Origin of the sequence: Streptomyces sp. NBC_00289, from assembly GCF_041435115.1 — a bacterium.
Taxonomy (GTDB): Bacteria; Actinomycetota; Actinomycetes; order Streptomycetales; family Streptomycetaceae; genus Streptomyces.
On sequence record NZ_CP108046.1, the window covers coordinates 2938628 to 2955940 of the forward strand.

The window sequence follows — 17313 nt, forward strand, 5'->3', positions numbered from 1 at the left end:
CTCATTCTCCCGCGCCCGCGGTCCGGCTCCGCACCGGGTCCGCGGAGAGCTGCTCCACGGCGGCGTACGCGCTCGCGATGCAGGCCGGGATGCCGACACCGTCGTACACCGCGCCGCAGACCGCGAGGCCCGGGAGCTTGCCGAGGTGCTCGCGGACGCGGGCCACGCGCGCGTGGTGGCCGACGGGGTACTGGGGCAGGCCGTCGTCCCAGCGGGTGACGCGGGTGTCGACGGGCGTGGCGGCGAGGCCGGTCGCCTGCTGGAGGTCGTGCCGCGAGACGTCCACCAGCTCGGCGTCCTCGCGCTGGAGGATCTCGGCCTCGCCGTGCCGCCCGACGGAGGTGCGCAGGACCACCAGGTCCGGGTTGGCGTCGGCGATCCAGCCCCATTTCTGGGAGGCGAAGGTGGACGCCTTGATGGTCCGCCCGTCGACGGGGGGCACGAGGAAGCCGCTGCCCTCGGGGAGCGCGGTGTCGCCCCGGCGGTAGGCGAGGGTGACCAGCGCCATGGAGGCGTAGGCGACGGCGTCGAGTTCGGCGGCGGCCGCGGGGGCCTCGGCGCGCAGCAGGCGGGCGGCGGCCGGGGCGGGCACGGACACCACCACCGCGTCGGCGTGCAGCACCCGGTCGCCGGCGACGACCCGCCATCCGCCGGACGCCTCGCGCCGCAGCTCCGTCACCGGCGCGCGGGTGACGATCTCGCCGCCCCGCGCGCGCACCGACTCCGCCACCGCGAGCGGGAGGCCGCCCACACCCCCCTCGATGCCCATGAACACCGGCCCGCTCTGCTGGGCCGCGGCCGCCTTCGCCTGGATCTCGCGGACCGCCTCGGTGAGGGAGTGGTGGGTCTGTGCGGCCTGGAAGAGCTGGGGGACGGCCGAGCGCATCGAGATGCGGTACGCGTCGCCCGCGTACACACCGCCGAGCAGCGGCTCGACCAGCCGGTCGACGACCTCGCGGCCGACCCGCGCCGCCACGTACTCGCCGACGGCGACGTCCTCGCCGACCTCCGTGACCGGCAGGTCGGCGTCCCGCTCGACGCGGCGCAGCCCCTCGTCGGACAGGACCCCGGAGAGGGCGGAGGCGGTGCCGGGCACGCCCATGACGTGGCCCTTGGGCATGGGGCGCAGCACGCCGCGGGTCCAGAGGGAGGCGGTGGCGGTGGCCGGTGGCCGGAGCCGGTCGGCAAGGCCCACCTCCCGGGCCAGGGCCACCGCTTCGGGTCGGCGGGCCAGCATCGACTCGGCGCCGAGGTCCACGCGTGCGCCCGCGACCTCGCCGGGCAGCAGCTTGCCGCCGACGCGGTCCGAGGCCTCCAGGACGGTCACCCGCGCCCCGCGCTGCAACAGCCGGTGGGCGGCGGCCAGCCCGGCGATGCCCGCTCCGACGACCACGACCCGCTCCGGGCCCGTACGAGTCTCCACTTCGCGCATGCCCCCAGCCTCTCAGACCCCGCTGACAGTCCGTCCGCGCCCCGGATCCCGGCCGCGGTGTCCGGCGCGAGTCCTGACCGTGACCTCATCGGGACCGGCGCGGGCCAACGTCCCGCCGTGCTCGGGCGTCGAAGAAGCGTCAGTCGTCACAACCCGGGGGGTACGCCCACATGCGCGCACGAACTCAGCTACGACCCGTTCACGCCCTGGCCGGGCTTCTGCTGGCCTCCGCTCTCGCGCTGGCCGGTTGCGGCGGCGCGGACAGCTCCGACTCCGGCGGCGACTCCGCCGCCCTGTCCAAGAGCGACGGGAAGGCGGCCGGCCAGGGGTCCGCCGCCGACAGCGTCGGCGGCGCCGAGGGCCGGACGGCCACCGCGCCGACGAAACTGCCCACGAGCCACATCATCCGCACCGCCTCCCTGACCGTTCAGGTCAAGGACGTGCCGAAGGCCCTGGACGAGGCCCGCAGCACCACCGAGACCGCGGGTGGCTACGTCGGCAAGGAGTCGACGTCCCGGGACGAGGCGGGCAACGAGTACACGCGCGTGGTGCTGCGCGTGCCCGTCGACCGGTACGACGAGGTCCTCGCCGACCTGGAGGGCGCGGGCAAACTCCTCGAACGCGACGTGAAGGCCCGCGACGTGACCGACCAGGTCGTCGACGTGGACAGCCGGATCGCGTCACAGCGCGCCAGCGTCGCCCGGGTCCGCGAACTCATGGACCGGGCCACCAAGCTCAGCGACGTCGTGACCCTGGAGGGCGAGCTGAGCACCCGCGAGGCGAACCTCGAGTCGCTGCTCGCCCAGCAGGCGTCCCTGAAGGACCGCACGAGCCTGGCCACGATCACCCTGTCCCTGTCCCAGAAGCCGGTGCACAAGGCCGCCGAGGACGACGACCCGGGGGTCGTCGACGCGCTGGCGGGCGGCTGGGGCGCGTTCGTGACGATGCTGCGCTGGATCGTGGTGGCCCTGGCGGCCGTCCTGCCGTTCGTCGCGGGAGCGGCGCTGCTCGTGCTGGTGTGGCTGTGGCTGGTACGGCCCCGGCTGGCGCGCGGGCGGCGTACCGGGCACGCGGGGACCGGGCCCGTGCCGACCGCACGTGCCGCGACCGCGCCGGAGCCGCTGCCGGCCACCCCGCCGACCCCGCGGTCCGAGCGCCCGAGGGAGGGCGACGACACCGACTGAGCGGGCCTGGCAGGGGGCGAAATGCCCTGTCGCCGTAGCGTGTTCGCATGAGCATGAGCGCGACGAACCGTGGGACAGAGCGACTGGTGGTGATCGGCGGCGACGCCGCGGGCATGTCCGCGGCGTCGCAGGCACGCCGTCTGAAGGGCCCCGGGGAGCTGGAGATCGTGGCCTTCGAGCGGGGCCACTTCACGTCCTACTCGGCCTGCGGCATCCCCTACTGGGTGGGCGGGGACGTGCCCGAGCGGGACCAGCTGATCGCCCGTACGCCCGAGGAGCACCGGGCGCGCGGCATCGACCTGCGCCTGCGCACCGAGGTCACGGAGATCGACGTCGCCGGGCAGCGGGTACGCGCGCGTGACGTCGACTCCGGCGCCGAGTCCTGGACGTCGTACGACAAACTCGTGATCGCGACCGGAGCCCGGCCGATCCGCCCCGCCATGCCGGGCGTCGACGCGCGCGGGGTGCACGGCGTGCAGACGCTCGACGACGGCCAGGCGCTCATCGACACCCTGGCCCGCACGAGTGGCCGGCGGGCGGTGGTCGTCGGCGCCGGTTACATCGGGGTGGAGATGGCCGAGGCGCTCATCAACCGGGACTATGAGGTCACGGTCGTCAACCGGGGCAAGGAACCCATGTCGACGCTCGATCCCGACATGGGGCGGCTCGTGCACACGGCCATGGAGGGCCTGGGCATCACCATGGTCGACGACGCCGAGGTCACCGAGGTCCTCACAGGTGAGGACGGCCGGGTGCGGGCGGTGGTCACCGAGGACGCCGAGTATCCGGCGGACGTCGTGGTGCTCGGCATCGGCGTACGTCCCGAAACGACGCTCGCGCGGGCGGCGGGGCTCCCGCTGGGCTCCCACGGCGGACTGTTGACCGACCTGGCGATGCGGGTGCGCGGGCACGAGAACATCTGGGCCGGCGGGGACTGCGTCGAGGTGCTCGATTTGGTCTCCGGGCAGGAACGGCACATCGCCCTGGGCACCCACGCCAACAAGCACGGGCAGGTCATCGGCACCAACGTGGGCGGCGGTTACGCCACGTTCCCGGGCGTCGTCGGCACCGCCGTGAGCAAGGTCTGCGCACTGGAGATCGCGCGCACGGGGCTGCGCGAGAAGGACGCCCGCCGGGCCGGCCTGCGGTTCGAGACGGTCACCATCGAGTCGACGAGCCGAGCCGGCTACTACCCCGGCGCCTCGCCCATGACGGTGAAGATGCTCGCCGAGCGCCGCACGGGGCGGCTGCTCGGCGTACAGATCGTGGGCACGGAGGGCGCGGGCAAGCGGGTCGACATCGCCGCCGTTGCCCTCACGGCGGGCATGACGGTGGAACAGATGACCAGCCTGGACCTCGGCTACGCGCCGCCGTTCTCACCCGTCTGGGACCCGGTACTGGTGGCGGCCCGCAAGGCGGTGGCCAGGGTGCGGGCCTCCGCGGACCGGGCCGAAACGGCCTAGGCCGTCGTGCCGTTGATCCGTTCGATGGCCTGACGGGCCTGGTCGGCCGGCTGCTGCCGGGGCGGCAGCGCGGAGACGGAGGCACTGGCGGTCATGGCACTGGTGGTCATCGGCGCCGGCTGCTCGCCCGCCGGTTTCGCGTGCGCCGCGGAGCGGGCGGAGCGCAGCCGGTGGCTCACCGCCTCGTCGAGGGTCACCGGACGCTGCATCTGCGTGGCCAGCCTGCCGGCCTCCTGGCCGAGCCTGGCCACGTCCTCCCACGGCAGGCGGACCACAAGGGAGATCTCCGCCTCACCGTCGGGCAGCGCCTGCATCGGGGGAGTAACTCGGTCGTTCATCGCCTGTTCCTCACGTCGTCCCCGCGACCCGCCTTTCCCGCGCCGCGGGCGGTTGAGAGGACATACGCACGGGCGGACGCCGCCGTTCACCGATTCGGCGGGCGCAACGAGGGCAGTACTTCCTTGTGGTCATCCCCGTTCATGACGTGAATCCGGTGCGCCGCACGCCCTATGTGACGTATGCGCTGATCGCTGCGAATGTTCTCGTCTTCCTGTTCACTCCCGGCCTCGCCGGTTCCGTGACGGGCGACAGCGACCTGTCCCAGCTGTGTCACCTCCAGGCGTTCCTGGACCACTACGCCGCGGTGCCACAGGAGTTGATCCACCACCAGCTGCCGCGCTCCGTCCCCACCGGCGAGGTCGGGACGAGCCTGCAGGGGACGCCCGGCTGCGTGGTGGGCCCGCCGGACTACGACAAGTCCCCACCCCTCAGCGTCTTCACGGCGATGTTCCTGCACGGCGGCTGGCTGCACCTGCTGGGCAACATGCTCTTCCTGCTGATCTTCGGCAACAACGTCGAGGACCGCATGGGACATGTGCGCTTCGCGCTCTTCTACGTCGCCTGCGGCTACGCGGCCTCGTACGGCTTCGCGCTGCTCAACGACGACTCGGGCGACCCGCTGATCGGCGCGTCGGGAGCCATCGCCGGGGTGCTGGGCGCCTATCTGGTGCTGTACCCGAAGGCCAGGGTCTGGGTGCTCGTCCCGTTCCTGGTGTTCCTGCCGCTCAGACTGCCGGCCTGGATGGTGCTGGGCTTCTGGTTCGTGCTCCAGGCGGTGTACTCGTCCGGGGAGGGCGTCTCCGAGGTCGGCACCGTGGCGTACGCGGCGCATGTGGTCGGCTTCCTCGCCGGGATGCTGATCGCCTGGCCGCTGCGGCCCGGCACTCCGCCACCGCCGGAACCGCGCGGCCTGCTGTTCGGCAGGAAGGCACGGCCCCGGCACACGTGGTGAGTGTGCCCGCCCGGTTCAGCGCGCGGTGTGGGTGTGGACGTACTCCACGAGCCGGGTCAGCGCGTCCGGGTCCGTGGCCGGCATGACGCCGTGGCCCAGGTTGAAGATGTGACCCTCCAGACCCTCCGCCGCGTCAAGGACCTCGCGCGTGTGGGCCTCGACCGCCTCGGTGGTGGAGAAGAGCACGGTCGGGTCGAGGTTGCCCTGCAGCGCCTTGCCGGGGCCGACACGGCGGGCCGCCTCGTCCAGCGGGACGCGCCAGTCGACGCCCATGACGTCCGCGCCGGCCTCGCCCATCAGGCCGAGCAGTTCGCCGGTGCCGACGCCGAAGTGGATGCGCGGCACGCCGTACTCCGCGACCGCCCGGAAGACCTTCGCCGAGGCGGGCATCACCGAGCGCCGGTAGTCGGCGGGGGCGAGCGCGCCGGCCCAGGAGTCGAAAAGCTGGACGGCGGAGGCACCCGCCTCGATCTGGACCTTCAGGAACGCGGCCGTGATGTCGGCGAGGCGGTCCAGCAGGTCGGCCCACAGCTGCGGGTCGCCGTACATGATCGCCTTGGCGTTCTCGTACGTGCGGGAAGGGCCACCCTCCACGAGGTAGCTCGCGAGGGTGAACGGCGCGCCCGCGAAGCCGATCAGCGGGGTGGCGCCGAGCTCACGGGTCAGCAGGCCGATCGCCTCGGTGACGTAGCCGACGTCCTCCGGGGTGAGGTCGCGCAGCTGGGCGAGGTCGGCACGGGTGCGGATCGGCTTCTCGACGACCGGGCCGACGCCGGGCTTGATGTCGAGGTCGACACCGATGGCCTTGAGCGGGACGACGATGTCGCTGAAGTAGATCGCCGCGTCCACGTTGTGCCGGCGCACCGGCTGAAGCGTGATCTCGGTGACCAGCTCGGGCAGCATGCAGGACTCGAGCATCGGGATGCCCTGGCGCACCTTGCGGTACTCCGGCAGGGAACGCCCGGCCTGCCGCATGAACCACACGGGCGTGTGCGGCACGGGCTCGCGCCTGCACGCCTTCAGGAAGGCTGACTCGTAAGTCGCTGTCGGCTGCTTGCCCGCGGGGCTCTGGTTGGCGCTCACGACGAAAAGTCTCGCACGCCGCACCGACACCGCCGGACCGCGGGGCGCGCCGCCCCGGCCCGTTCGCAACGGCGCGTTCCGGACAGGCGGCCCTCGCACGGGTGTCCCTCCCCGCACGGAGGCCCCGTTCCCCTTAACCTTCCCCGCATGGCTGCGGCTCAGGGACGACTGTCGGACGGCGCTGACGGAATGGACGACACCAAGGAGGGGGACCGGGATGGGAGCGGTGCGGCTCCGCCGCCCTTCCGGGCGGCCGTCGACGCGCTGAGGTCCGCGCGGCTGCGGCCGCAGATCGAGATCGAGCCGACCCGCGCACCGCAGCGGCTCGCCCCGCACGCGTACGCGCTGGAGGCCGCGGTCGTCGACGGCGACCAGGACCTGGCCGACGGCCGGCTCGTCCTGCTGCACGACCCGGCCGGACACGACGCCTGGCAGGGCACCTTCCGTCTGGTGACGCTGGTGCGCGCGGAGCTGGAGCCGGAGATGGCGGCCGACCCGCTGCTGCCCGAGGTGTGCTGGTCCTGGCTGACCGGCGCGCTCCAGGCGCGCGGTCTGTCGTACGGCGAACCGAGCGGCACCGTCACGCGCGCGAGCTCGCACTACTTCGGCGGCCTGGCGGAGCGACCGGCCGCCTCACAGATCGAGATCCGGGCCTCCTGGACCCCCCGCGAGGGCCTCGGCGACGTCCCGGACACGGCGGCCCACCTGGCCGCCTGGTGCGACCTGCTGGCCCAGATCGCGGGCCTGCCGCCGGCCGGCCCGGGCGACGCGTCGGTGGTGACACTGCCCCAGCGACGGGGCCCACAGTCCCGCTGACCTTGACCGATCGGCGCGCCTCGCCGCTCCGGCCCGCCCCATGACCGGCCGACACGCCCGCCGCCGCGCCCCGCTTCCGTGACCGGTCGACGCGGTCGGCCCGCCACGCGTCTCGGCTTTCACCCCGGCCCGGCGGCACGCCCGATCGGTGCCGCCTGTCCGGGCGCTTCTGGGCGCTACCGGTCGCCGTCGCGGGCCACTGCACCCTGTCTGGACGGCCGGATCTGATCACCCCTCGCACACCCCTTCGCAGTGGCCGTCCGGATCCCGTACAGGTGCATCCCCATGGCCGACCGGGCACCGTCGCGTGGGACCACCTCCAGAGGACACGACCGTCGCCGTCGGCGCACCCCTGGCAGCGTCCGGCCACCGTCGCCCGTCGGACAGCCGAGACCGCTACCGGCCGCCCCACCGGCGCGTGGTCACCACACCCCGCAGGCACGACAGGCGGCCCGCCCCGCTCGGCCACCCTTCGCAGGCGTCACTCGGCGCGACCCGTCCCTCAGCGCGACCCCTCGGTACGGCCGCACCGGGGCCCTCGCAGCGTCCGTCGCCGCCCCCGTCCGTCCCGTCGGCACAATCCCTCGCCCGAGCCCGTCACCCACACCGGCCGTTGGGCATCTCTTTGTCGATACGGCCACTTTCGGCCGCGTATCGACGCGGACCGAAACCGTTCGGTCTTCGAATGATCGCTCGCGCGTCCGAATTGCACGGATTGTTACTCACCAGATCGTGATCATTCTCTAAAGGCCCACGGGTTTGATGCCGAAGACGACTGTGACCTTGAAAGCACGGTTCCTCCCGGCTTCATCCCCACAAGCCGGCCCCGTCCCCCACCCAGGAGGCCTGGTGTCCGTTCTCCTCGAGCAGCCCGCAAGCCTGGTCGCCTACCGCCCGAACAAGCCGACCGCCATGGTGGTCGTGGCCGACCCGCGCGTCCGCTCCACCGTCACCCGCCACCTGTGGGCGCTCGGTGTGCGCGACGTCATCGAGGCCTCGTCCGTCGCGGAGGCTCGTCCCCGCATCGGCAACCCCCGAGACATCTGCGTCGCCGACGTCCACCTGCCCGACGGCTCCGGGCTCACCCTGCTGTCCGAGACCCGTGCCGCGGGCTGGCCCAACGGCCTGGCCCTGTCCGCCGCCGACGACATCGGCGCCGTACGCAACGCCCTGGCCGGCGGCGTCAAGGGATACGTCGTCACCGGCACCCGCACCAACGTCGGGCTCCCCACCCGACCGGGTGTCGCCCCCATCGGTTCGGCCGCCGCCCGTATGCACCGCCGCCCCCCGGGTGCCCCGAGCCACCCGGGCGGCTACCGCGAGCTCTCCGGCCGCGAGGTCGAGGTGCTGAGACTGGTCGCGGAGGGCCAGTCGAACAAGGCGATCGGCGTCTCGATGGGCCTGTCCGCGCTGACCGTCAAGAGCCACCTCGCTCGTATCGCCCGCAAGCTCGGCACCGGTGACCGGGCCGGCATGGTCGCCGTGGCCCTGCGGACCGGCATCATCCACTGACCCCGATTCCTTCGTCCCCCGCCGATCCCCCGATCCTTTGATCCCCCGATCGGCCCGACTTCCCCGCCTTCCCCGACACCCCGCCTCCACCATTCACGGACGTGAACAGGATCGGCCGCCGGTTCCCGTCCGCGTACCCCACCCGTCGTGAACCGGATGTTTCACCGACCTGACTGGTTTACGACCCCCAGGCGCCCGCCGACGGAACGTTCCGTCGGCGGGCGCTGTCCATACACAGATACCCTTGACATGTGACCGACGCCCAAGACACCGCAGCAGACAGCACACTGCGCACCACCGGAGGCGCCCCTCCGGACGACGGCGGATCTGCTACGGAGGCGCCGATCCCCTTGCTGGAACCCCGTGAGGGCATTCCGCCCGTGATCACCGAGGACGACGCCCTCGCCGAGGTGATCGCCGCGTTCGCCGCGGGCTCCGGCCCGGTCGCCGTCGACGCCGAACGCGCGTCCGGCTACCGGTACGGGCAGCGCGCCTATCTGGTGCAGCTGCGCCGCGAGGGCGCCGGGACGGCGCTGATCGATCCCGTGGCCTGCCCCGACCTCTCCGGCCTGGGAGAGGCGCTCTCCGGCGTGGAGTGGGTCCTGCACGCGGCCACTCAGGACCTGCCGTGTCTGCGCGAAATAGGCATGGTGCCCACGAGCCTCTTCGACACCGAGCTGGCCGGTCGGCTGGCCGGGTTCCCGCGGGTCGGCCTCGGCGCGATGGTCGAGGGCGTGCTCGGCTTCGTTCTGGAGAAGGGCCACTCGGCCGTCGACTGGTCGACCCGGCCGCTGCCCGAGCCCTGGCTGCGCTACGCGGCCCTGGACGTGGAACTCCTCGTCGACCTGCGGGACGCGCTGGAGAAGGAGCTGGACCGGCAGGGCAAGCTGGAGTGGGCCCGGCAGGAGTTCGACGCCATCGCCGCGGCCCCGCCGGCGGAACCGCGCAAGGACCCGTGGCGCCGCACCTCCGGCATGCACAAGGTGCGCCGGCGGCGGCAGCTGGCCGTGGTGCGCGAACTGTGGGAGACCCGGGACCGGATCGCGCAGCGACGGGACGTGTCACCGGGCAAGGTGCTCAGTGACGCGGCCATCGTGGAGGCGGCGCTCGCCGTGCCGACCACGGTGCAGGCCCTGGCCGCGCTGAACGGTTTCGGGCACCGCGTGGGACGCCGTCAGCTGGACCAGTGGCAGGCCGCGGTGGACCGGGCGCGGGCCCTGACGGACGCCGCGCTGCCGCAGCCGGGCCAGCCGGTGGCCGGGCCGCCGCCGCCCCGCGCCTGGGCCGACAAGGACCCCGTCGCGGCGGCTCGCCTCTCGGCGGCCCGGGCGGCGGTCTCGGCGCTGGCCGAGCAGCTCGGCATGCCGCAGGAGAACCTCATGACGCCGGACACCGTACGGCGGGTCTGCTGGGAGCCGCCGCAGGTGGTGGACGCCGAGTCGGTGGGCGCCGCGCTGGCCGGGTACGGGGCACGGCCGTGGCAGGTCGAGCAGGTCACGCCCGTGCTGGTGGCCGCGTTGTCGGCACCCCCGCAGGAGGCGTAGCAGGCGGAGGAGGGCGAACCCTTCGGTGGCCGAGCCGCGGGTCGGCCACCGCCGTCGAAGGGGCATGCCGTACGGCGGTCCGGGGCGCCCCGGACCGCCGTACGGCATGTCCCCCTCCCCGCCGCACCGGCAGGTCCCTCACCTGGTCGCGCCTCGGGTGAAGCCGTTGTAGATGAACCTCTGCAGGCTCAGGAACACGACCAGCGTCGGCAGGATGACCAGGATCGCTCCGGCCGAGATGGTCTCCCAGTGCGCCCCGTAGGGCCCGCGGAAGCGGAACAGGGACGTCGAGATCACGCCAAGATCCTCGGAGGGCATGTAGAGGAAGGGGATGTAGAAGTCGTTGTAGACGGTGATCCCCTTCACGATCACGACGGTCGCGATCGCCGGCCTGAGCAGCGGGAAAATGATCTTCCGGTAGATCGTGAAGGCGTTGGCGCCGTCCAGGCGGGCCGACTCGTCGAGGGAGACCGGGATGGACCGTACGAACTGCAGGAAGATGTAGATCGACACGATGTCCGTGCCCATGTAGAGCACGATCGGCGCCCACAGCGAGTCGAACATCCCGAAGCTGTTGACGATCTGGAAGGTCGCCACCTGGGTGGTCACGCCGGGGACCAGCGCGGCGATCAGGAACAGGGCGACCACCAGCCGCTTGAGGCGGAAGGTGAACCGGTCGATGGCGTAGGCGGTCATCGAGCCGATGAGGACCGTGCCGCCGATGGCGAACACCAGGATGAAGGCGGTGTGGCCGAACGCCGCGAGCATTCCGCCGTCCTGGAACGCCGTCACGTAGTTGTGGAGGTTGAACAGGTCGCCGGGGAGGGTCAGCGCGCCACTGCCGTCCGCCATCTCCCCCTCGGACTTGAGGGAGGTCAGCAGGACGACGCCGAGCGGCAGCAGGACGACCGCCGCCGCGAGGACGAGCGACAGGTACACGAGGGTGCGGGCCACGGCACGGCGCGTCATACGAGGTCCACCTTGTCGTCGGGGACCAGGCGCCGCTGCAGCCAGGTCACCAGCAGGATGATCAGCAGCAGCACGATCGCGGCCGCCGAGGCGAGTCCCGTCTTGTTGAACCGGAAGGCCAGGTTCAGCGTCTGGATCACGAAGGTCTCGGTGCCGGTCGCGCCGCCGGTCATGATGTACGGGATCTCGAAGGCCGACAGCGAGCCGGAGACGGACAGGATCACCGTCAGCGTCAGTACGGGTTTGATGCCGGGCGCGATGATGTGACGGAACTGGCGCCAGCGGTTCGCGCCGTCCAGTTCGGCCGCCTCGTACAGCTCCCCCGGGATGGACTGGATCGCGCCGAGGAACAGGACGAAGTTCAGGCCCATGTAGCGCCAGACCGAGACGCCGGCCAGCGAGACGTTCGCGGAGACCGGTGTGCCGAGCCACGCGTGGTCGGAGTGGTGTCCGAAAAGGCTCAGCACGGAGTCGAGCGTGCCGCCGTCCTGGAAGAAGTAGAGGAAGACGAAACCGATCGCGACCCCGTTGATCAGGTACGGGAAGAAGAGCACGCCCTTGAAGAAGTTGCGGAAGCGGACCTGGAAACTCAGGATCGTCGCGAAGTAGAGCGCGGCGACGATCTGGACGACGGACGCGGCGAGGTAGTAGCCGCTCACGAAGAACACCCGGAAGAGGTCGTCCCGGGTGAAGAGCTCCGTGTAGTTCTCGACGCCCGTGTAGTGCAGTTCGGGGCTCACCCCGTCCCAGTCCGTGAAGCTGTACGCGACCATGTTGACGATCGGCGCGTAGGTGAACGTGACGAGCAGGGCGAGCGGGGCGATCAGGAAGAGCCAGGGGGTGACGCCCCGCCACAGGCGTGCGGGGCGGGGCGCGGGCGCCGGGGCGGGGACGGCGGGCGCCGCTCCCACCCCGGCGCCGGACGCCGCCTTCTCGGTGGTGTCCGTCATCAGGACCCCAGGTTCTTCCGGGTCTCGGTCCAGCGCTTGCCGAGGTCGGCGAAGAAGTCGTCCAGGGTGCCCCGCCGCGCTCCGCGGGCGAGGTCGACGAGCTTCTGCCGGTATTCGGGGGCGTTGATGCCGACCTCCGACTCGGTGTCGATCAGCTTGACCCGGGCGCCCTCGGTGTCGTCGAGCTCGATGAGCTTCACGCCCGCGTCCTCGTAGGGCCGGAGCACCTCGGGCAGCGGGGCGTCCTTGAGCGGCGAGATGGCGAGGTTGTCCCTGTCGTAGCCGGACTTGTCGGTGAACCAGTCGATCCAGGCGCGGGCCGCCGCCTTGTTCTCGGAGTGGACGTTGACGGCCTGGTTGTAGTCGGGGCCGGCGACCGCGCAGAACTTCCCGTCCACCTGGGCCGGGAAGGGCATGAACCCGATGTCGTCGGGGTCGGTGCCGGCCTTCCTGGCGGCGTCCTGGAACTGGATGACCGCCCAGGTGCCGAGCCACTGCGTGGTGATCTCGCCCTTGGCCAGACGGGGCTTGGACTGCTCCCAGTTGGAGGTCGTCGGGTCCTTCTCGACCAGTTTCTGCCGTACGACGTCGTAGAGCAGGGTGTCGCCGACGCGCAGGTCGGCCCCCTCCGCCCACGGGTCGCCCTGGGCCAGTTTCGTGGTCGCCCGCGTGTCGCAGTGGACCGACCCGTTGACGAACGTCCATGAGGTCAGCGGCCACTGGGCGGCGAAGTTCGTGTAGTACGGGACCGCGTCCGTCTTCGACTTGATCGCCTTCAGGTCGGCGACGAACTCGGCCGGTGTGGTGGGCCATTCGGTGACCCCGGCCTCCTGCCAGACCCTCTTGTTGTAGACGAAGCCGGGAGTGACGCCGATCGGGCTCTGACCGTAGACCTTGCCGTCGACCGTGGTGAAGTCGGTGAAGCGGTACTTCGTGGCGCGCTCGTCCCGCGTTCCCAGCGAGGCGAAGAACTTCGGGTAGTCGCTCTTCTTGATGACGCCGGGGATCAGCAGGACGTCGCCGTAGTTCTCCGTGTTCATCCGGATCTTGACTTCGGTCTCGTAGTTCGTGAGGGCCTCGAACTCGACCTTGACCTTCGGATACGTCCTGCGGAACTCGGCGGCGTACTTCTTCATCGTGCCGTCCTGCACGAGATCGGTGCGCTGGGTGAGCACCTTGATGGTGCCGCTGACCTTCGACGGGTCGTCGGGTGCCTTGGCGTCGGCGCCCTTGGAGGCGCCTCCGGTACCGGTGCAGGCCGACAGCAGCAGGGCTCCGGCGGCCAGGGCGAGGAGGTGGGGGCGGTACATGTGCATCAACTCCGTTCACGGGACGGACGAGCACGTGCGGTATGGCTGATTCGGCACTCTGACAGCGCTTTCTTAACCGGTAAAGTCCCTATTCCGCCAAGGCTGCGCAATCATGGCCCGGTGTTGTCCGTGTGCTCCACTGGAACGGTTTAGGGAGTCCGCATGCTGGAGGCCTCGCCGCTCACCGAGGGATGGATCCTGCGGCACGAGGGAATTGCGCTGCCGGCCCGGGTGCCGGGCTGTGTGCACACCGATCTGCTGGCGGCGGGGGTGATCGAGGACCCCTTCCTGGGACGCAACGAGACCGGCGTGGCCTGGGTCGGGCGGCGCGAGTGGACGTACGAGACGGACCTGCCGGCCGTGTCCGCGGCCGAGCGGCACGAGCAGACCGACCTCGTCTTCGAGGGGCTGGACACCGTCGCCGAGATCCTGCTCGACGGCCGGCCCGTCGGCCGGACCAGGAACATGCACCGCTCGTACCGCTTCGACGTGACCGGTATGACCGGACGGCTCTCGGTGCGCTTCGGCTCCGCCCACGCCGAGGCCGAGGCGGTCCGCGGGCGGCTGGGCGAGCGGCCGTCGGCCTACCCCGAGCCCTACGCGTACGTACGGAAGATGGCCTGCTCCTTCGGCTGGGACTGGGGGCCGACCCTGGTGACGGCCGGCATCTGGCGCCCGGCACGCCTGGAGCACTGGTCGACGGCCCGGATCGCCCGGGTGCGCCCGCTGGTGACCGTCGAAGAGGGCATGGGCCGGGTCGAGCTGGCCGTGGAGGTCGAGCGGTCCAGGGTCGAGGCGCCGCTGACTCTCGAGGCGACGGTCGGCGGGGTGCGGGCACGCGCCCGGGTCGACGGGACGCGCGCGACCGTACGTCTCGACGTGCCGGACGTGGATCTGTGGTGGCCGCGCGGGTACGGCGAACAGCCGCTGTACGACGTCGAGTTGACGCTTCTGCACGGCGAGGCGAGCGCGTCGGCGCCGGGGCGCGGCGAAGCGGGCGCGCTGGACGCGTGGCGCCGGCGGATCGGCTTCCGGACCGTCGAGCTGGACCGTCGGCCCGACGCGCACGGCACCGGATTCACCTTCGTCGTCAACGGTGAGCGGCTCTTCGCCCGGGGCGTCAACTGGATCCCCGACGACGTGTTCCCCTCGCGCGTCAGCCGCGTCCGCTACCGCGAGCGGCTGCGGCAGGCGGCCGACGCGGGCGTGGACCTCGTACGCGTCTGGGGCGGCGGGATCTACGAGAGCGAGGACTTCTACGACGCCTGCGACGAACTCGGGCTGCTGGTCTGGCAGGACTTCCCGTTCGCCTGCGCCGCCTACCCGGAGGAGCAGCCGCTGCGCGGCGAGGTGGAGGCGGAGGCCCGCGAGAACGTCGTACGGCTGATGCCGCACCCCTCGCTCGTGCTGTGGAACGGCAACAACGAGAACCTGTGGGGCTTCCGCGACTGGGACTGGGAACGGCGGCTGGCCGGGGAGTCCTGGGGCGAGGGGTACTACCTGGGCCTGCTGCCGCGCGTGGTGGCCGAGTCGGACCCGACCCGGCCCTACACGGCGGGCAGCCCGTGGTCCGGTTCCTGGGACCGGCACCCGAACGACCCGGCGCACGGCACCCACCACTCGTGGGAGGTCTGGAACCAGGTGGACTACGCGGACTACCGGCTCCATGTGCCGCGGTTCGTCGCCGAGTTCGGCTGGCAGGCACCGCCCGCGTACGCCACGCTGCGGCGGGCGCTGGCCGGTGAGGAGCTCGCGCCCGGCTCCCCCGGCATGCTGCACCACCAGAAGGCGGAGGACGGCAACGGCAAGCTGGAGCGCGGGCTCGTCCGTCATTTCGCCCTGCCCGAGGGGGACTTCGACCGCTGGCACTACCTCACGCAGGTCAACCAGGCGCGCGCGGTCGCGGCCGGGATCGAGCACTGGCGGTCCAGCTGGCCGGTCTGCGCGGGCACGGTGGTCTGGCAGCTCAACGACTGCTGGCCGGTGACTTCCTGGGCGGCGATCGACGGGGACGGGCGGGAGAAACCGCTGTACCACGAGCTGCGGCGGCTGTACGCGGACCGGCTGCTGACCCTGCGGGCGCGGGACGACGGGCTGGTGCTGGCCGCGGTCAACCAGTCGGCGGACGAGTGGAGCGGCACGGTGGTCCTGCGCCGGATGTCCGTCGAGGGCGCGGTGCTCGCGAGGGCCGGCCTGGACGTGTCGGCCGGGAGGCGGTCCGTCGCCCTCCTGCCTGTCCCGGGTGAGCTGGAGCCCGTCGGCCCCAAGGAGTACCTGGTCGCGGACGTGGACGGGCTGCGCGCTCTGCACTTCCCGGCCGCGGATCGCGAGATCCCCTACCCGCGGCCGGAGTTCGAGGTGGCGCTCGTGCCGGGCGGGATCACGGTGACGGCCCACACCCTCGTACGGGATCTGCTGCTCCAGGCCGACCGGCTGGACCCCCGGGCGCGCGCCGACCGGGGTCTGGTCACGCTGCTGCCGGGCGAGACGGTCACCATCGGCGTGCGCGGCTGGGAGGCCCGGGGCGAGCGGGACGCGGCCGCCGCCCGGTCGGCCCTGTACTGCGTGGAGCCCGGCCGATGACGATCCCCCGCGTCACCATCAAGGACGTCGCCGCGCGCGCCGGCGTGTCCAAGGGTGCGGTGTCCCTCGCCTTCAACCACAAGCCGGGGCTCGCGGAGGCGACCCGGGACCGGATCTTCGAGGCGGCCCGGGAGCTGGGCTGGGCGCCGAACCTCACCGCCCGGTCGCTGTCGAGTTCACGGGTGGACGTGGTCGGTCTCGCCATCTGCCGTCCGGCGCGGATGCTGGGCCTCGAACCCTTCTACATGGAGTTCGTCTCGGGCGTGGAGGGCGTGCTCACCGAGCACTCCTGCTCACTGCTGCTGCGGCTGGTGAAGGACGTGGAGGAGGAGGCCGTACTCCAGCAGTCCTGGTGGCGGGGACGGCAGGTCGGCGGATCGATCCTGGTGGACTTCCGGGCCGACGACCCCCGGGTGGCGGCGGCCGAGCGGCTCGGGATGCCGGTGGTGGCCGTGGGGCACCCCTCGCTGACCGGCGGCCTGACCTCGGTGTGGACCGACGACGCCACCGCCGTCACCGAAGCCGTGCGCTATCTCGCCGCGCTCGGGCACCGGCGGATCGCCCGGGTCGGCGGCGCGGCGGCCCTCGGGCACACCGTCATGCGGACCGCCGCGTTCGACGAGGCGGCCCGCGCCCTCGGGCTGGCCGGGGCCTGGCAGGTCGCCACGGACTACTCCGGGGAGGCGGGCGCCCGGGCCACCCGGTCACTGCTGACGGCCGCCCCGCCGGACCGGCCGACGGCCATCGTGTACGACAACGACATCATGGCGGTGGCGGGTCTCTCGGTGGCCGCGGAGATGGGGCTGGCGGTCCCGGCCGACGTGTCCCTGCTGGCCTGGGACGACTCCCAGCTGTGCCGGCTGACCCACCCGACCCTGTCCGCGATGAGCCACGACGTCCACGGCTTCGGCGCGGAGGCGGCCCGGACGTTGTTCGGGGTCATCACCGGTGAAGGTCCGGGGTCGCATCCGGTGCCGACCCCGGTCCTGACCCCGAGAGGCTCGACGGCACCGCCTCGGGGGTAGTACGGCTGGGTGACACGGCTGCGAGGTGGGCGCTAGGGACGGTCGACGGGACCGTTCCAGGGGGCCCGGCGGTGTGACGTTCGCCGCTCCGGCGAGGGGGACTGGGCAGTCTGGTTACCCACAAGTAGCATGGCGGTGAGCGCGCGCTCAG

The 17313-nt window shown here is 72.2% G+C and carries 14 protein-coding genes; 8 read left to right on the plus strand and 6 right to left on the minus strand.

The annotated features are described in order from the left end of the window. Position 1 precedes the first annotated feature (1 nt). Positions 2-1432: a protoporphyrinogen oxidase gene (hemG, locus tag OG985_RS13585; RefSeq protein ID WP_371668577.1), complete on the minus strand. Its 1431-nt coding sequence runs from the start codon at positions 1430-1432 to the stop codon at positions 2-4. A gap of 170 nt (positions 1433-1602) precedes the next feature. Here hemG and OG985_RS13590 point away from each other — a divergent pair, with 170 nt between their 5' ends. Then, positions 1603-2616, plus strand: coding sequence for a DUF4349 domain-containing protein (locus OG985_RS13590; RefSeq protein ID WP_371668578.1), 1014 nt, complete (start codon positions 1603-1605; stop codon positions 2614-2616). Between the two features lie 47 nt (positions 2617-2663). Further along, entirely contained in the window at positions 2664-4079 is a 1416-nt protein-coding gene (locus OG985_RS13595) for an FAD-dependent oxidoreductase (protein ID WP_371668579.1), read from the plus strand. On the opposite strand, the gene OG985_RS13600 is transcribed toward OG985_RS13595, so the two are convergent. Next, the gene (locus OG985_RS13600) at positions 4076-4417 is read right to left on the minus strand and encodes a hypothetical protein (RefSeq protein WP_371668580.1); all 342 of its coding nucleotides are present in this window, start codon (positions 4415-4417) and stop codon (positions 4076-4078) included. The two genes, OG985_RS13595 and OG985_RS13600, sit on opposite strands and share 4 nt — an antisense overlap. Positions 4418-4542: 125 nt before the next feature. Between OG985_RS13600 and OG985_RS13605 the strand changes: the two genes are divergently transcribed. Next, on the plus strand, positions 4543-5370 hold the full coding sequence (locus OG985_RS13605; RefSeq protein WP_371668581.1) for a rhomboid family intramembrane serine protease: 828 nt from the start codon (positions 4543-4545) through the stop codon (positions 5368-5370). Positions 5371-5385: 15 nt separating this feature from the next. On the opposite strand, the gene hemE is transcribed toward OG985_RS13605, so the two are convergent. Then, positions 5386-6453, minus strand: a complete 1068-nt coding sequence (gene hemE / locus OG985_RS13610; protein ID WP_371668582.1) for a uroporphyrinogen decarboxylase — start codon at positions 6451-6453, stop codon at positions 5386-5388. 147 nt (positions 6454-6600) lie between these two features. Here hemE and OG985_RS13615 point away from each other — a divergent pair, with 147 nt between their 5' ends. The 3 genes from OG985_RS13615 to OG985_RS13625 all read left to right on the plus strand — a co-directional run bounded on the left by OG985_RS13615 (position 6601) and on the right by OG985_RS13625 (position 10325). Beyond that, positions 6601-7269, plus strand: a complete 669-nt coding sequence (locus OG985_RS13615) for a DUF3000 domain-containing protein (RefSeq protein WP_371668583.1) — start codon at positions 6601-6603, stop codon at positions 7267-7269. An 849-nt stretch (positions 7270-8118) separates the two neighbouring features. Beyond that, on the plus strand, positions 8119-8781 hold the full coding sequence (locus tag OG985_RS13620; protein ID WP_054234007.1) for a response regulator transcription factor: 663 nt from the start codon (positions 8119-8121) through the stop codon (positions 8779-8781). Positions 8782-9032: 251 nt separating this feature from the next. Continuing rightward, positions 9033-10325, plus strand: a complete 1293-nt coding sequence (locus OG985_RS13625) for a ribonuclease D (RefSeq protein ID WP_371668584.1) — start codon at positions 9033-9035, stop codon at positions 10323-10325. Between the two features lie 138 nt (positions 10326-10463). Here the strand turns inward: OG985_RS13625 and OG985_RS13630 are convergent, their stop codons facing one another. Genes OG985_RS13630 through OG985_RS13640 form a run of 3 tightly spaced genes read right to left on the minus strand, consistent with a single transcriptional unit; the run spans position 10464 to position 13560 of the window. Continuing rightward, positions 10464-11294: a carbohydrate ABC transporter permease gene (locus tag OG985_RS13630; RefSeq protein WP_371668585.1), complete on the minus strand. Its 831-nt coding sequence runs from the start codon at positions 11292-11294 to the stop codon at positions 10464-10466. Further along, positions 11291-12244, minus strand: a complete 954-nt coding sequence (locus OG985_RS13635; protein ID WP_371668586.1) for a carbohydrate ABC transporter permease — start codon at positions 12242-12244, stop codon at positions 11291-11293. Before OG985_RS13635 ends, OG985_RS13630 begins: the two co-directional genes overlap by 4 nt. Next, a complete protein-coding gene (locus OG985_RS13640; RefSeq protein ID WP_371668587.1) occupies positions 12244-13560 on the minus strand; it encodes an ABC transporter substrate-binding protein in 1317 nt (438 codons plus the stop codon). The genes OG985_RS13635 and OG985_RS13640 overlap by 1 nt, the downstream gene beginning before the upstream one ends. 156 nt (positions 13561-13716) lie before the next feature. Here OG985_RS13640 and OG985_RS13645 point away from each other — a divergent pair, with 156 nt between their 5' ends. Further along, positions 13717-16137: a glycoside hydrolase family 2 protein gene (locus OG985_RS13645; RefSeq protein WP_371668588.1), complete on the plus strand. Its 2421-nt coding sequence runs from the start codon at positions 13717-13719 to the stop codon at positions 16135-16137. Continuing rightward, a complete protein-coding gene (locus tag OG985_RS13650) occupies positions 16134-17162 on the plus strand; it encodes a LacI family DNA-binding transcriptional regulator (protein ID WP_371668589.1) in 1029 nt (342 codons plus the stop codon). The genes OG985_RS13645 and OG985_RS13650 overlap by 4 nt, the downstream gene beginning before the upstream one ends. Positions 17163-17313: the final 151 nt, after the last annotated feature.

What these genes read in the sequence shown, in the direction of transcription:
- hemG (WP_371668577.1), bottom strand. Translation starts at nt 1,432, where the DNA reads ATGCGCGAAGTGGAGACTCGTACGGGCCCGGAGCGGGTCGTGGTCGTC.
- OG985_RS13590 (WP_371668578.1), top strand. Translation starts at nt 1,603, where the DNA reads ATGCGCGCACGAACTCAGCTACGACCCGTTCACGCCCTGGCCGGGCTT.
- OG985_RS13595 (WP_371668579.1), top strand. Translation starts at nt 2,664, where the DNA reads ATGAGCATGAGCGCGACGAACCGTGGGACAGAGCGACTGGTGGTGATC.
- OG985_RS13600 (WP_371668580.1), bottom strand. Translation starts at nt 4,417, where the DNA reads ATGAACGACCGAGTTACTCCCCCGATGCAGGCGCTGCCCGACGGTGAG.
- OG985_RS13615 (WP_371668583.1), top strand. Translation starts at nt 6,601, where the DNA reads ATGGCTGCGGCTCAGGGACGACTGTCGGACGGCGCTGACGGAATGGAC.
- OG985_RS13630 (WP_371668585.1), bottom strand. Translation starts at nt 11,294, where the DNA reads ATGACGCGCCGTGCCGTGGCCCGCACCCTCGTGTACCTGTCGCTCGTC.
- OG985_RS13635 (WP_371668586.1), bottom strand. Translation starts at nt 12,244, where the DNA reads ATGACGGACACCACCGAGAAGGCGGCGTCCGGCGCCGGGGTGGGAGCG.
- OG985_RS13640 (WP_371668587.1), bottom strand. Translation starts at nt 13,560, where the DNA reads ATGCACATGTACCGCCCCCACCTCCTCGCCCTGGCCGCCGGAGCCCTG.
- OG985_RS13645 (WP_371668588.1), top strand. Translation starts at nt 13,717, where the DNA reads ATGCTGGAGGCCTCGCCGCTCACCGAGGGATGGATCCTGCGGCACGAG.
- OG985_RS13650 (WP_371668589.1), top strand. Translation starts at nt 16,134, where the DNA reads ATGACGATCCCCCGCGTCACCATCAAGGACGTCGCCGCGCGCGCCGGC.